Source organism: Agrobacterium genomosp. 13 str. CFBP 6927, from assembly GCA_900012615.1.
Taxonomy (GTDB): domain Bacteria; phylum Pseudomonadota; class Alphaproteobacteria; order Rhizobiales; family Rhizobiaceae; genus Agrobacterium.
The window spans coordinates 155,670-168,726 of sequence record LT009756.1; the positions used below are offsets into that span (position 1 = coordinate 155,670).

Consider the following 13,057-nt stretch of genomic DNA (forward strand, 5'->3'; position numbering starts at 1 on the left):
CTGCCGAGAGCCTACATCAAATGGGTGATGGTACGGGACCGGCATCGATGAAAACAAAAACGGCAACACGATTGGCAGCGGTTATCGCGGCGGTTCTCTTGAGCGCTTCCGCCGAGGCGCAGACTGTTTATCAGAACGGTTTTGCGCCGGCGCCCGACGCCTACGCGAATTTGCCCGGCGTGAAGGACCCGCGAACGCTGCAACCTAAAGTCCGTTACACCTGCCACAGCGAACTTGGCGTGACTGGATATGCCAGGGGTCCGCACCGTGATGTTTTCGGCAGCCGTGGGCTTCCCGTTCAGGGTTACCGCTGCACCGATGAAAACGGCATTTCCAGCTTTGGCGGCAGAAATCCCGTCTCCAAGGACTGGTATCCCGGCATCAATCCCGTCGACCCGACCTTCTGAAGTAATATGACTTAAAGCGGCGTTTGCGCCGCCCGCACTCTGGACTTGTTGTCGCTTTTTCAGATAAATCTTTGACATGACAGGCTGATAATAGCTGTCGAGGTGCGGGGTGACGTCGGCCCTGCCGATGTTCTGGGCCGATGCTGGGGAATGCAAGCATGACGAAGACCGATATAGCAACCCGTGTCCACAATCACACCTGGAAGCTCGATCCGATCGTCCGCAGCCTGATCGATACGGATTTCTACAAACTCCTGATGTTGCAGATGATCTGGAAACTCTATCCGGAGGTCGATGCGACATTTTCCCTGATCAATCGCACCAAGACTGTGCGGCTGGCCGAAGAGATCGACGAGATGGAACTGCGCGAGCAGCTCGATCACGCGCGCACCCTGCGGCTCTCCAAGAAGGAAAACATCTGGCTCGCGGGTAATACATTTTACGGCCGCTCACAGATTTTCGAGCCGGAATTCCTCTCCTGGCTTTCCAGCTATCAATTGCCGGAATATGAGCTTTTCAAGCGCGACGGGCAGTATGAGCTGAATTTCCATGGTCGCTGGATGGACACGACGCTCTGGGAAATCCCGGCGCTGGCGATTATCAACGAGCTGCGCTCGCGCAGCGCCATGCGCTCACTTGGTTATTTCACGCTGGACGTCCTTTATGCCCGCGCAAAGGCCAAGATGTGGGAAAAGGTCGAACGGCTGCGGGAACTGCCGGGCCTGCGCATATCCGATTTCGGCACTCGCCGCCGCCACAGCTTCCTTTGGCAGCGCTGGTGTGTCGAGGCGCTGAAGGAAGGCATCGGACCCGCCTTTACCGGCACGAGCAATGTTCTTCTCGCCATGGATTCCGATCTCGAAGCCGTTGGCACCAATGCGCATGAATTGCCGATGGTGGTTGCGGCGCTGGCACAGACCGACGAGGAACTGGCCGCTGCTCCCTATCAGGTTCTGAAGGACTGGAACCGTCTTTACGGCGGCAACCTGCTGATCGTCTTGCCGGACGCCTTCGGCACGGCGGCGTTTCTGCGCAATGCACCGGAATGGGTAGCGGATTGGACGGGTTTCCGTCCCGACAGCGCGCCGCCCATCGAAGGCGGGGAAAAGATCATCGACTGGTGGCAGAAGATGGGCCGCGACCCACGCAAAAAGATGCTGATCTTCTCGGACGGGCTGGATGTCAACGCCATCATCGACACCTACAGGCATTTCGAAGGCCGGGTGCGTATGAGCTTTGGTTGGGGCACCAACCTCACGAATGATTTTGCCGGCTGCGCGCCCAAGACCATCGCCAGCCTCAAGCCGATCTCCATCGTCTGCAAGGTCAGCGACGCCAATGGCCGGCCGGCGGTGAAGCTTTCGGACAACCCGCAAAAGGCGACGGGCGAGCCGGCCGAAGTGGAACGTTATCTGAAGTTCTTCGGCGAAGAAGATCACAAGGAACAAAAGGTTCTGGTGTGATCGAGACCGGGCGCTCCGCTTCACGAAGCGCCCGCAACTGTTCAGATCAATAGCGTAACAAGCTCACTTCGCAAACTGGTGTGCGATGCAATGGAAGAGCGCTCTGATACCCTGCGCTTCTCCACCGATCGACGAGTGATGCCGCTCGCTGAGCGACCAGCCGTAAATATCGAAATGCGCCCAGCGCTTTGTGTTGGTGACGAACCGCTTGAGAAACAGGGCGGCGGTGATCGATCCCGCCATGCCGCCTGAGGGCGCATTGGTAATATCGGCCGCGCGTGAGCGGATATCCTTGTCGTAGCCCATGTAGAGCGGCATCCGCCACAGGGGATCGTCGGTATCGATGCTGGCTTCGGCGATATCATGGGCCAGATCACTGTCGTCAGTATAGAATGGCGGCAGATCCGGGCCGAGAGCGACGCGGGCGGCACCTGTCAGCGTTGCCATGTCGATCATCAGGTCCGGTGCATCCTCGTCGGCATAGGCCAGCGCATCCGCCAGAACGAGACGGCCTTCCGCATCCGTATTGTCGATCTGTACCGTCAGACCCTTGCGGCTTTTGTAGATATCGCCAGGACGGAAGGCATTGGAGGAGATGGAGTTTTCAACGGCGGGCACGAGGACGCGCAGATCGATCGGCAGCTTCGCATCCATGATCATCAGCGCGAGGCCAAGAACATTGGCAGCACCGCCCATGTCCTTCTTCATCAGGGCCATGGAAGCGGCAGGCTTGATATCGAGACCGCCGGTATCGAAGCAGACGCCCTTGCCAACGAGGGTCAGGCGCGGATTACCCTTCTTGCCCCAGTTCATCTCCAGAAGGCGCGGCGCACTTTCGCTGGCGCGGCCAACGGCATGAATCAGCGGGAAATTTTCCTTCAGCAGATCGTCACCGGTGGTAACGCTCACCTTCGCCTTGTAATGGGCGGCAAGCGCACGGAAAGCGATTTCAAGTTCGTCCGGCCCCATGTCGTTGGCCGGAACATTGATGAGATCGCGGGCCAGGAAGACACCCGCCAGAATACGCTTGATCTCGCCGTCTTCGGCATCCTGCGGAATGAGAAGTTTTGCCCCGCTGGTCTTGGTGGTCCTGTATTTGTCGAAGCGGTAACTGCCAAGGCCGAAGCCGAGAGCCAGACGATTGGCCGTCAATGGCGCAGTCTCGATATGCCATTCACCTTCCGGCAGTTCGCGGGCGAGTTTGCCGGTGATGAAGGGGATTTCGGACGGATTGCCGCCAAGCCCGAGAAGGACGCCACCCAGCGAACCATCGGAGGAGGGAACGAGCAAAATGGCGCCTGCCTCTGCCTTGAAGCCCGCTTTTTTCGCCCAGTCCAGAGCAACAGGATCAATGGCACCCTGTTCGATATGGGCTGGCGTGACGGCGAAAACCGGCAGGGTGCTGCCGGCTTTTGAGCTGAAAGGGGTCGGGCGTTCGATGAACTGATAGGGCGCCATGGTCTGCTTTCGTAACTGTCGAGAATCGGTGCGATTAACGCTCTGTTAGGGTTAACAGATTATTGCTTTAGCGAAAGTTGCGTCATGTGAGTCTGTCGTATGTCGGGCGCAAGATCGATAATTCTCGGGCGGGGGCGCTGCCATGACTGCTTTTTCTTTGGGTGAGACGGGCCGGACAGGGTTGCTGCGGAGTGTATGTCTCGCAGCGCTTGTTTTAACCGTCTCCGGATGCGCGAGCACCAACAAGCCGGACCGCATGTCGACCGGCTCCATTCCCGCGGCCACGCGCTCCTATGACCAGATGAACATGGACCAGCTGCGGCAGGCGGAAGAGAGCGCCGGCAAAGCCTATGAGCGCAGCCCCAAGGACAAGTCCATCGGCATGAATTATGCCAATATGCTGATGATGACCGGCAAGAACACGCAGGCCCTTGCCGTGATGCAGCAGATTGCCATCGCCAACCCGGCCGACCGCGAGGTTCTTGCCGCCTATGGTAAGGCGCAGGCCGCCTCAGGTCAGCTCGAACAGGCCCTTTCGACCATCCAGAGAGCCCAGACGCCTGACCGCCCCGACTGGCGGCTCTATTCGGCCGAAGGCGCCGTGCTCGATCAGCTTGGTCGCTCCAACGAAGCACGTGCCAGATACCGGCAGGCGCTCGACCTGAAGCCGAACGATCCGAGCGTGCTTTCAAACCTCGGCATGTCCTATGTTTTGTCGAGTGATCCCCGCACGGCCGAGACATATCTGCAATCCGCCATCGCACAGCCGGGTGCTGACAGCCGCGTCCGCCAGAACCTCGCGCTCGTCGTCGGTCTCCAGGGGCGCTTTGCCGAGGCCGAGCGCATTGCGGTTCAGGAACTTTCGCCGCAGCAGGCGCAGGCAAATCTGGGCTATCTGCGTGCAATGCTGTCGCAGCAGAATTCCTGGCAGCAACTGGCGAAAAAAGACAATAAGCCAGCCGGTTGATGTGCTCTTATACGCTTTAATCCGTGTGCTGGCCGACAACAGATCGCCGCTCAATTTGTTGGGCGGCCTTTGCTTTTCAGAATGTGTCGAGAACCCGTATGATCGCCGGGCCGAGAATAACGGCGATAAGCACCGGCAGGAAAAATATGATCATCGGCACGGTCAGTTTCGGCGGCAGGGCCGCGGCTTTCTTTTCGGCTTCGTTCATACGCTCGTCGCGGCCTTCCTGCGCCAGAACGCGCAGCGCCTGAGCCAGCGGCGTGCCGTATCGTTCCGCCTGTATAAGCGCCTGCACCACGCTTTTGACACCGTCCAGCTGCGTGCGCATGCCAAAATTTTCAAGTGCAATTCGCCTGTCCTGCAGGAAGGAAAGCTCCGCAGTCGTCAGCATCATTTCCTCCGCCAGTTCGGGAGATTGCTCGCCCATCTCTTCCGCGACACGGCGCATCGCGGCCTCCATCGATACACCGGATTCGATACAGATCAGCATCAGATCCAGCGCATCGGGCCAAGCGCGCCGGATCGAACCCTGCCGCTTTGACATTGCGTTGGAAACGTAGATATTCGGCGCGTAAAAACCGATGTAACCGAAGAGAAGAACAGCCATCAGCCTGACGACAAAAGCCTTGTCGGCAAGGTTTCCTAGAACGAAAACCCAGATGAAGGCTACGACAAGAAAAGCGAATGGCAGCAAGAACCGCGCGGCAAGAAAGGTGTTGAGTGCATTCTGTGAACGAAAACCTGCTGCACGCAGCTTGTTCATCGTATTCTTGTCGGCAAGTGCTTCCTGAAGGTTGAATTTTTCGACAATGCGGCGTGCAGACTGGTTGTTATTGCCACGCAGGGAGGTCTTGCCGTCTCTGCTGCTGGTAGCAAGACGCTCGCGCTCGCGGCTGCGGATGAAATCGCGCTCTGACGATACGGCCTTCATGCGTTTGGCAAAGTCTTTCCGCTCGAAGAACGGCATGATGAGCGTGTAGAGGGTCGCAAAAACAGCAAGCGTCACCAAAATGGCGATGATCGTTTGTGGATTTGTCAGGCTTGCAAAAAGGTTTTCTGTCACCGCGCGCCCTCAAATATCGAAATTGATCATTTGGCGCATGATGAATATCCCGATAAGCATCCATATGCCGGATGCGCCGAGGATGATGTGTCCCCGCAGGTCGGAGAAGAGAATCGACAGATAGTCGGGCGACGTGAAATGCACCAATAGCATAACGATAAAAGGCAGTGCGCCGATGATGACTGCCGACGCTTTTGCCTCCATCGAAAGGGCATTTACCTTGGCGCGCATCTTCTTGCGGTCGCGCAAAACTTTCGAAAGGTTCGACAATGCTTCCGAAAGATTGCCGCCCGCCTGCGCCTGAATGTTGATGACGGTGCCGAAGAAGCTGACCTCGAAGAGCGGCATGGTCAGCATCATGCGCTCGATTGCCTGCGGAATGCTGATGCCGACCTGCTGTGCATCGACCACGCGCTGGAACTCTGCTTTCACCGGTTCCTGACCATCTGATGCGATCAGTCGCACGGCGTCGTTCAGTGGCAGGCCGGATTTGATCGACCGGCACATGACATCCAGTGCATTCGGAAATTCCTCAAGGAACTTTTTCTGCCGGCGCTTGAGTAGAAACGCCAATACCCACCGCGGCAACCCAAGTGCCGCGACCGCCCCCAAAAGCAGGGCGATGAGCAATGACAACCCGTAAAGAATAGACATAAGGCAAGCGAAGATCGCCGCGCCCAGGCTCAGTAAATGAAATTGCCGGACCGAAATCTGCAGACCGGCTTGAACAAGCTTGTCGCGCAAGCTGACATTCTTTGCCTTTTTTGCTTTTTCATCCTGCTTTTTTTCCATGTCGCGCAGGGTGTCCTGCATGGACTTGCGACGCTTGCTGAGTTCTTGAACCCGGTCACGCGCGGCTTTGATACTCGTATGATCGGTTTCGGCCGCCTTTACCCTTTTGACGCGGTTTGTGGTTTTCTTCTCGACCTCTATCTGCTGGAAAAGGAAGGCGTAAGCCAGCGCTCCCGCCGAAATGGCGACAAGTACGGCCAGCAATACGATTGTGGGGTCCATGGCGTTCGCCTTCCCTTAGGATGTCTTTTCCATTTCATCGAGCGCGGCCGCCAGACGTTTTTCCTCACCGTAGTAACGCGCGCGATCCCAGAAATGGGGCTTGCTGATACCCGTGGATACGTGCTTGCCAATCAGCTTGCCGTTAGCGTCTTCGCCTTCGATTTCGTATCGCATCAGGTCCTGGGTCACGATGACGTCGCCTTCCATGCCGATCACTTCGGTGATCTGCGTTATCCGACGTGAACCATCGCGCAGGCGCGCGGCCTGAACGACGATGTCGATCGAGCCTGAAATGATTTCGCGGACGGTTTTCGCCGGCAAAGTGAAGCCGCCCATGGCGATCATCGATTCGATACGGCTTAGGCATTCGCGCGGCGTATTGGCGTGGAGCGTTCCCATCGAGCCGTCGTGACCGGTATTCATGGCCTGCAGAAGGTCGAATACCTCCGGTCCACGCACTTCGCCCACGATGATGCGTTCAGGACGCATACGAAGGCAGTTCTTGACCAGATCACGCATGGTGATCTCGCCTTCGCCTTCGATATTCGGCGGACGTGTTTCCAGCCTCACCACATGTGGCTGCTGAAGTTGCAGTTCGGCGGTGTCCTCGCAGGTGATGACACGTTCATCCCTGTCGATGAAGCTTGTCAGGCAGTTGAGAAGCGTGGTCTTGCCGGAACCCGTGCCTCCCGAGATGACGACATTGCAGCGGACGCGACCGATGATCTTGAGCAATGTCGCGCCTTCGGGTGTGATCGCCCCGAAACGCACGAGCTGGTCAAGCGTCAGCTTGTCCCTCTTGAATTTTCGGATGGTGAGCGCCGGACCGTCAATGGCGAGCGGCGGCGCGATGACGTTGACACGCGAGCCGTCCGGCAGGCGGGCGTCGCAGATCGGGCTCGATTCATCCACGCGCCGGCCAACCTGACTGACGATGCGCTGGCAGATGGAGAGCAGCTGACTGTTGTCACGAAAGCGAATGTCGGATTCGATGGTCTTGCCGCCAACTTCGATGAAAGTCTGGCCGGAACCATTGACCATGATATCGGCAATATCGTCGCGTGCGAGAAGCGGCTCCAGCGGTCCGTATCCAAGAACGTCGTTACAGATGTCTTCGAGCAGTTCTTCCTGCTCGGCGATGGACATCGCGAAACTCTTGATCGTGATGATGTCATTGACAATATCACGGATTTCCTCACGCGCGCTCTCCGCATCGAGCTTGGCGAGCTGCGAAAGGTCGATCGTGTCGATGAGTGCGGAAAACACCTGGCTTTTGGTGTTGTAATAATCTTCCGTACGGGCACGTTTTTTCTGCGGCGACTGTGCGGCCGCCTGTGCCTGTCGTGTTGCTGGCGACTGGCCGGGCTCCAGGGTATCTATCGCCAGAGGCCGCGGTTCGGATACAGTCGACACCTGCTGCGCGACGGCAGGTGCAACAAAATCCGGCTTTGTGGTTCTGGCTGGGCCTTCAGGCCCCCGTTTTCCGAACATCGGCGTTTCCGTCTATAGGCGCGAAGAGAAGACCTATTTGCGCTTGAGAATATTCTTGAGTTTGTCCAGGCCGCCGCGCCTGCTTTTGCGCAGGACGGCACGGCCGGTAATGGTATGGGCGATCTGCGAGAAAGTTTCCGCGATCTGGGATTTCTCATCCATCTCGCTGATCATGCGCCCGCTATTGGCGGCATTTCCGAACAGCTGGGTATCGAATGGAATGATTGCGATCGGCTCGATTTCCAACGGATCGAGAAAATCCGCCGGAGAGATTTCCGGACGTTTCGGCATGCCCACCTGATTGAGAATGAGATGGGGCAACTTGTCGTTAGGCCTCAGTTTTATCAGCGCGTCGAACAGGTTCTTCGTGTTGCGCAGATTTGCGAGATCCGGAACGGCCGTGATCACGACCTCGTCGGCTTCCGCCAGCACTGCCCGCGTCCAGTCGCACCATTGGTGGGGAAGATCGAGAACCGCGACCGGCGCACTGCGCTGCAGAACCTCCAGGATCGGCAGAAAAGCCTGACGATCGAGATCATAGGTCCTGTCGAGGAGAGACGGTGCCGCCAGCAGTGACAGATGGTCGGAACATTTCGTCAGAAGACGGTCGAGAAACACCTCGTCCAGCCGTTCCGGCGAAAACACCGCTTCCGCCATGCCCTGGGCGGGATCCTGGTCGAAATCGATATTGGCCGTGCCATAGGCAAGATCCATGTCCGCCAGAATGGTCTCGGTGGAAAACAGGGTGGAGATTCCAAAAGCGCAATTGTGCGCGATCGTCGACGAGCCCACCCCGCCTTTGGCGCCGATAAAGGCGATGTTGCGACCGAGCGGTTCGGCCTCCGGATCTACGAAGATCGTCGCAATCGAGGCCAATAGATCGGCCATGTTGATTGGGGCGACAAGATATTCTGAAATGCCGTTACGGATGAGATCGCGATAAAGCGTGATGTCGTTGTGCCGGCCGACGATGATGACACGGGTGGAGGGGTCGCAAACCTCGGCCAGAGGGGCGAGATCGTCCAGAAGCGAAGCCGGTGGACCCGCCGTTTCGAGAACGATCAGATTGGGAGTGGGCGAAGCCGAAAACATCGTCGCCGCTGCATTGATATCACCTTTGGTCACCCGCAGGGTAACCTTGCTCATGCGCCTGTCGCCGGACAATGCGTCCATGACACCCTGCATGCTGTCGCTGACGCAGAAAGCGTGAATGGATATACGCGGCAGCGGCCGCAGGCGATCCATATCCGCAGCCCGGACCGACTGCTGTGGCTCTGCTCCGTCGCTTGATTTTATATCGTACTCTACCGCGCTCATCGTCTTTCCTGCCGTGACCATTGTTGGAATAGCATCAGTTCGACGCCGTATTCTTGCCTTGCCGATAGTTGTCGATGACCACCGCACGACGCTCCGCATCGATCGGGCTCATGCCACGCGGACCAACGAGGTCCATGGGATTGGCCACCTGTGCCGCAAGATTGCTCTGGGAGGCGCACCCGAAATTGTACCAGTTCTTGTTGGCGAAAGTGTTATCCGAGAGGTCTTCGGGCCACTGGCCGCATTGCCCGGTCATGGCGGTGACCGCCACATAGCTCAAACGAATGGGGGCAGCGTCGCCGTTCGGAGATGCGGCGTAACGTGTCTCCACGATCTTGCCCGAGGACACGCCGGCGCCTGAAAGCGTCGAGCGGATTTGTTTCGCCATCCTTGAGGCTGCCGCCGAATTGGCTGATCCCGACGGTGTCTGGATATTGATGACGCCCGTCGACATCGACGCATAATTCTGCGCGAAACCGCGGACATTGTCCGCCATTGCCGTGGTCAGCCGGCTGTCGCCCGCCGAAACCGGAATATCCAGAGAATGTTCGGCTTCCGACAGGGTGATCGGATGGCGTGTACGGTAGTCGTCGGGGATGGCATTGGTCGTCAAGGGATCGCGTGCGCAGCCTTGCAACAACCCCGCAGCGAGCGCGATGATGGCGACGAGACCGGCGCGTCTACCGGACAGGTTAAGGGAAAAAGAGGAAGAGGTTTCCTGCATGATGTTTCCTGCCACCACCGGGCTTGTTCTGAAGAGGGGATTTAGCGCGCGTGCCGTCATTTGTAGATGAACCCCACTGAACCCTGATAAGGGGCCGCCTGAACCTGATCTTTCCGGCCATAGACCTTGTTGACACGGTTCATGAAATACATGGCGGCGTCATTTTCCGGGTTGAAGTTGTCGTCCGGCCGGGCGATCTGGTTGCGCGCGACAGGTCGCACCAGATAGGGCGTCGCGATGATGACCAGTTCCGTCTCGTTACGGAGAAAATCCTTGCTGCGGAAAAGCGTGCCGAAAATCGGGATTTTCGATATGCCCGGAAGTCCCGACATGGCCTGACGGATATTGTCCTGAACCAGACCGGCAATGACGATTGAGCCACCTGATGGAAGCTCGACCGTTGTGGAGGTCTCGCGCTTGCGAATAGACATGTAGGTGGTGCCCGGGATGTTACGTCCCGCATTTCCGGTCACAACATTGCCTTCATAGGTTGGTTCGGAAACATTGGTCTCGATTTTAAGGCTGATCCGCCCGGGCGACAGCACGACCGGCCTGAAGTTCAACGTGATGCCATAGTCAACCGTATCGGTCGTGCGCGTTATGGTCTGCTGGCCTGTGTCTTTGTCGATGGAGACTTCCTGGTCCGCGGGCAGACGGAAATCTCCCCCCACATAGAACTTTGCCTGTTCGCCGGAGATGGCGGTGAGGCTGGGTTCGGCAAGGGTGCGCACGACACCCGCCTGCTCCATGGCGTTGAGATAGGTAGCAAAGTTGAGCGAGCCGGAACCGATCGAACCACTGGCTATTCGCGAGGCAGTGCTAATTGCATTTCCAAGATTGGATGGGTTTGCGAACTCGAAGCCGTTATTGCTTGTCGAGCTACTGATGGAGCCGTTGAAGCCGAGCTGCTTCAACACCTGTCGGCTGACTTCGGCGACGGTCACCTTCAATGTCACCTGATCTTCGCCTTCGATCGTCAGCATATTGACGATTTGCGACACTTGGCGGTTTTCAGCAAAAATCGCCGCATCTCCGCCGTTGTCACCACCGGTCAGCGATATATTGCGTGTGGTGGCTTCGCCGCCTTTCAGAAAGGCTTCGGCAAGCTGTACCGCGCGCGCTGAATCCTGCGGGGTGCGGACACTACCCGTCAGAACGATGTTATCCGAAACGATTTCAACCTTGATGTCGGATTCGGGAATAAAGCGACGAATATTGGCTTCCAGCCCGACAATATCTCGCTCCACCTCGAGGTCGAGGCTGACAATTTCGCGACCACCCTCACCGAAAATGAAAATATTGGTCTGTCCTACGGATTTGCCGAAGAGATAAATCCGTCTGGACGTGCGAGTGACGGCATCAGCGAGGCTTGGATCGGCAACAAGAATGTCATGGGCATCCTCCGGCAGGTCAATGACCAGCGCCTTGTTGAGGCCGAGTTTCAGGCGTTTACGAATACCCGTACCGCTTTCGGTGATCCGTACGATGCTGGCGCTTTGTGCCGCAGCTTCGCCGAGACGCAGGAATTCAGGCGAATGCCTTCCGGGAATGCCTGAAAAAGCCACGCAGAACGCAAGCCCACCCACCATTGATGAACGCAGGTGTCTTTTTAAGTGTCTCGCCATGAACCCCCCGGTCATTGTGATGCTCCCTGATTGCCCTTGACGATCGAGCCGGATTTGATCACCTGAATTTCCGGCTGGCCGGAGCCGCCGTTGAGGAGATAGTCCGCTGAAAGCGTATCGTTTTCCTGTGCATCTGCGATCGAGCGCAGAGCAAGCGTGAGGCGATCGGCCATCTGCTGCGCCACAGTGATGATCTTCGCCTGCTCAGGCGTCAGTTCCAGGGTTGCGGTCGCACCCACGACGGCGGAAATACCGTCTTCGCCCTCTTTGATCTGTTGGTCGATTGCCAGAACGCGGACATTGTTCAAGACGTTCTCGGTCAGGAAGTTGCCGTTATCGCCCTTGCGAACCATGATGACGTCAACCCGGTCATTCGGTAGCACGAAGCCGCCCGCGCCGGTCGAGACGGAAATTTCCGTGGCCACGGCGCGTTTACCGGCTGGCAAAAGCGAAGACATAATGCGGGTGCTGGAGTCCACGACCTTTTCCGGACGCACCGGTTCGCCCTCGAACAGGGGTAGCCGCACGACGGCGCCCGTGAGTTCGGTGATCGCGTTCGGGCTTTTGGTTTCGGTTATGAAGCTATCAACGACATTACCCTGCGGCCAGGGCGTCCAGCGCATAGAACTGTCATTCAGGCGGCTACCGACGGGAAGATTGACCGAGGAAACGAGAACGTTGACCGTCGGCTCCTTCTGGATGATCGTTTCCGCTTTTTCAATGACCTCCTTGGTGCCGGAAATCTGCATGGCGACAAGACCTGCAAGACCGGCAGCGACAAGGGCAACGGATAGAATGACGATACGCGACGGTTTCATGCCCGATCCTTGAGGGAATCAAATTTTCTCCCCTCAGGATGGCGTGCGATTGGTATAATTATGGTTAATATTATGCTTGGATTTGTAGTTAACAGGCCTTTAACCTGGCTTGGCTCAAGAAAGACTGGCGATGGCTGCTTTTACAAGTGGTGCTTCACCGTAGGTTAAAAGCCCAGCTATAGCGATGCCGATACCATAGGGGATTTTTTTTGCTACCAGGAGAGAATCCGGGATTGGAATACCCACCGCCATTATTTCCTGCGATCGCGATCGCAAGAGCAGGATGCCCAGTGTTAACACACCGCCAATAAAAGTTACCGCGAGCAGAAACTCAGCGAGTGCGGGGTTGAATCCGAACCACACAGCCGCAGCCGTGAGTAGCTTTGCGTCTCCACCGCCCATGACGTTGGCGGCAAACAGCGCAAAACAGGCGAACAGGACAGCTGCGCCAGCCACGAGGCTCATTGCGAAAGTTTGCCAGTCCATGCCCGATAACGGTGCGACCAAGATAAAAGACAATAGAAGTACAAGCGATATTCTATTGGGTATGGTCATGCTGAAGAGATCGTTCAGCGCGGCAAAGGCGAGGCACAGAGGCAATATCAGGAAAATTGCGGCTACGATCATGTGGTTAATTCCGTCAGGGATTTAGCATTTACGGTAGTGGCAAATGTTGGAACAACCATAGTGACAAACGGCTAAGGTGGCCG

The 13,057-nt window shown here is 57.2% G+C and carries 12 protein-coding genes; 3 read left to right on the top strand and 9 right to left on the bottom strand.

Features of this window, described 5'->3' with window-relative positions; translation table 11 throughout:
• Positions 1–47 precede the first annotated feature (47 nt).
• Both AGR13A_RS00745 and pncB read left to right on the top strand, forming a co-directional pair.
• Positions 48–407, top strand: coding sequence for a hypothetical protein (locus AGR13A_RS00745; protein WP_035219873.1), 360 nt, complete (start codon positions 48–50; stop codon positions 405–407).
• A gap of 158 nt (positions 408–565) precedes the next feature.
• Positions 566–1,870 carry a nicotinate phosphoribosyltransferase gene (pncB, locus tag AGR13A_RS00750; protein ID WP_080833115.1) on the top strand — a complete coding sequence of 435 codons (1,305 nt, stop codon included), beginning with the start codon at positions 566–568 and terminating at the stop codon, positions 1,868–1,870.
• A gap of 63 nt (positions 1,871–1,933) precedes the next feature.
• On the opposite strand, the gene AGR13A_RS00755 is transcribed toward pncB, so the two are convergent.
• On the bottom strand, positions 1,934–3,328 hold the full coding sequence (locus tag AGR13A_RS00755) for a leucyl aminopeptidase family protein (protein WP_080833117.1): 1,395 nt from the start codon (positions 3,326–3,328) through the stop codon (positions 1,934–1,936).
• Positions 3,329–3,584: 256 nt separating this feature from the next.
• On the opposite strand from AGR13A_RS00755, the gene AGR13A_RS00760 reads away from it, so the two are divergent.
• Positions 3,585–4,295 (top strand): tetratricopeptide repeat protein, encoded by a 711-nt coding sequence (locus AGR13A_RS00760; RefSeq protein WP_162180483.1) that lies wholly within the window; start codon positions 3,585–3,587, stop codon positions 4,293–4,295.
• A gap of 76 nt (positions 4,296–4,371) precedes the next feature.
• On the opposite strand, the gene AGR13A_RS00765 is transcribed toward AGR13A_RS00760, so the two are convergent.
• The 8 genes from AGR13A_RS00765 to AGR13A_RS00800 form a co-directional block, all read right to left on the bottom strand.
• Positions 4,372–5,358 carry a type II secretion system F family protein gene (locus AGR13A_RS00765; RefSeq protein ID WP_080833120.1) on the bottom strand — a complete coding sequence of 329 codons (987 nt, stop codon included), beginning with the start codon at positions 5,356–5,358 and terminating at the stop codon, positions 4,372–4,374.
• Positions 5,359–5,367: 9 nt separating this feature from the next.
• Complete coding sequence (locus tag AGR13A_RS00770; protein ID WP_080833123.1) at positions 5,368–6,372, bottom strand: type II secretion system F family protein; 1,005 nt, start codon at positions 6,370–6,372, stop codon at positions 5,368–5,370.
• Between the two features lie 15 nt (positions 6,373–6,387).
• On the bottom strand, positions 6,388–7,863 hold the full coding sequence (locus AGR13A_RS00775; RefSeq protein ID WP_035219463.1) for a CpaF family protein: 1,476 nt from the start codon (positions 7,861–7,863) through the stop codon (positions 6,388–6,390).
• Positions 7,864–7,896: 33 nt separating this feature from the next.
• Positions 7,897–9,180 carry an AAA family ATPase gene (locus AGR13A_RS00780; RefSeq protein WP_035219460.1) on the bottom strand — a complete coding sequence of 428 codons (1,284 nt, stop codon included), beginning with the start codon at positions 9,178–9,180 and terminating at the stop codon, positions 7,897–7,899.
• A 34-nt stretch (positions 9,181–9,214) separates the two neighbouring features.
• Positions 9,215–9,904, bottom strand: coding sequence for a CpaD family pilus assembly protein (locus AGR13A_RS00785; protein WP_035219450.1), 690 nt, complete (start codon positions 9,902–9,904; stop codon positions 9,215–9,217).
• Between the two features lie 56 nt (positions 9,905–9,960).
• Positions 9,961–11,544, bottom strand: coding sequence for a type II and III secretion system protein family protein (locus tag AGR13A_RS00790; protein WP_080833125.1), 1,584 nt, complete (start codon positions 11,542–11,544; stop codon positions 9,961–9,963).
• Positions 11,541–12,347, bottom strand: coding sequence for a Flp pilus assembly protein CpaB (cpaB, locus tag AGR13A_RS00795; protein WP_035219447.1), 807 nt, complete (start codon positions 12,345–12,347; stop codon positions 11,541–11,543). The genes AGR13A_RS00790 and cpaB overlap by 4 nt, the downstream gene beginning before the upstream one ends.
• 114 nt (positions 12,348–12,461) lie before the next feature.
• On the bottom strand, positions 12,462–12,974 hold the full coding sequence (locus AGR13A_RS00800; protein ID WP_080833128.1) for an A24 family peptidase: 513 nt from the start codon (positions 12,972–12,974) through the stop codon (positions 12,462–12,464).
• Positions 12,975–13,057: the final 83 nt, after the last annotated feature.

What these genes read in the sequence shown, in the direction of transcription:
- AGR13A_RS00800 (WP_080833128.1), bottom strand. Translation starts at nt 12,974, where the DNA reads ATGATCGTAGCCGCAATTTTCCTGATATTGCCTCTGTGCCTCGCCTTT.
- AGR13A_RS00760 (WP_162180483.1), top strand. Translation starts at nt 3,585, where the DNA reads ATGTCGACCGGCTCCATTCCCGCGGCCACGCGCTCCTATGACCAGATG.
- cpaB (WP_035219447.1), bottom strand. Translation starts at nt 12,347, where the DNA reads ATGAAACCGTCGCGTATCGTCATTCTATCCGTTGCCCTTGTCGCTGCC.
- pncB (WP_080833115.1), top strand. Translation starts at nt 566, where the DNA reads ATGACGAAGACCGATATAGCAACCCGTGTCCACAATCACACCTGGAAG.
- AGR13A_RS00790 (WP_080833125.1), bottom strand. Translation starts at nt 11,544, where the DNA reads ATGACCGGGGGGTTCATGGCGAGACACTTAAAAAGACACCTGCGTTCA.
- AGR13A_RS00745 (WP_035219873.1), top strand. Translation starts at nt 48, where the DNA reads ATGAAAACAAAAACGGCAACACGATTGGCAGCGGTTATCGCGGCGGTT.
- AGR13A_RS00755 (WP_080833117.1), bottom strand. Translation starts at nt 3,328, where the DNA reads ATGGCGCCCTATCAGTTCATCGAACGCCCGACCCCTTTCAGCTCAAAA.
- AGR13A_RS00780 (WP_035219460.1), bottom strand. Translation starts at nt 9,180, where the DNA reads ATGAGCGCGGTAGAGTACGATATAAAATCAAGCGACGGAGCAGAGCCA.
- AGR13A_RS00785 (WP_035219450.1), bottom strand. Translation starts at nt 9,904, where the DNA reads ATGCAGGAAACCTCTTCCTCTTTTTCCCTTAACCTGTCCGGTAGACGC.
- AGR13A_RS00770 (WP_080833123.1), bottom strand. Translation starts at nt 6,372, where the DNA reads ATGGACCCCACAATCGTATTGCTGGCCGTACTTGTCGCCATTTCGGCG.
- AGR13A_RS00775 (WP_035219463.1), bottom strand. Translation starts at nt 7,863, where the DNA reads ATGTTCGGAAAACGGGGGCCTGAAGGCCCAGCCAGAACCACAAAGCCG.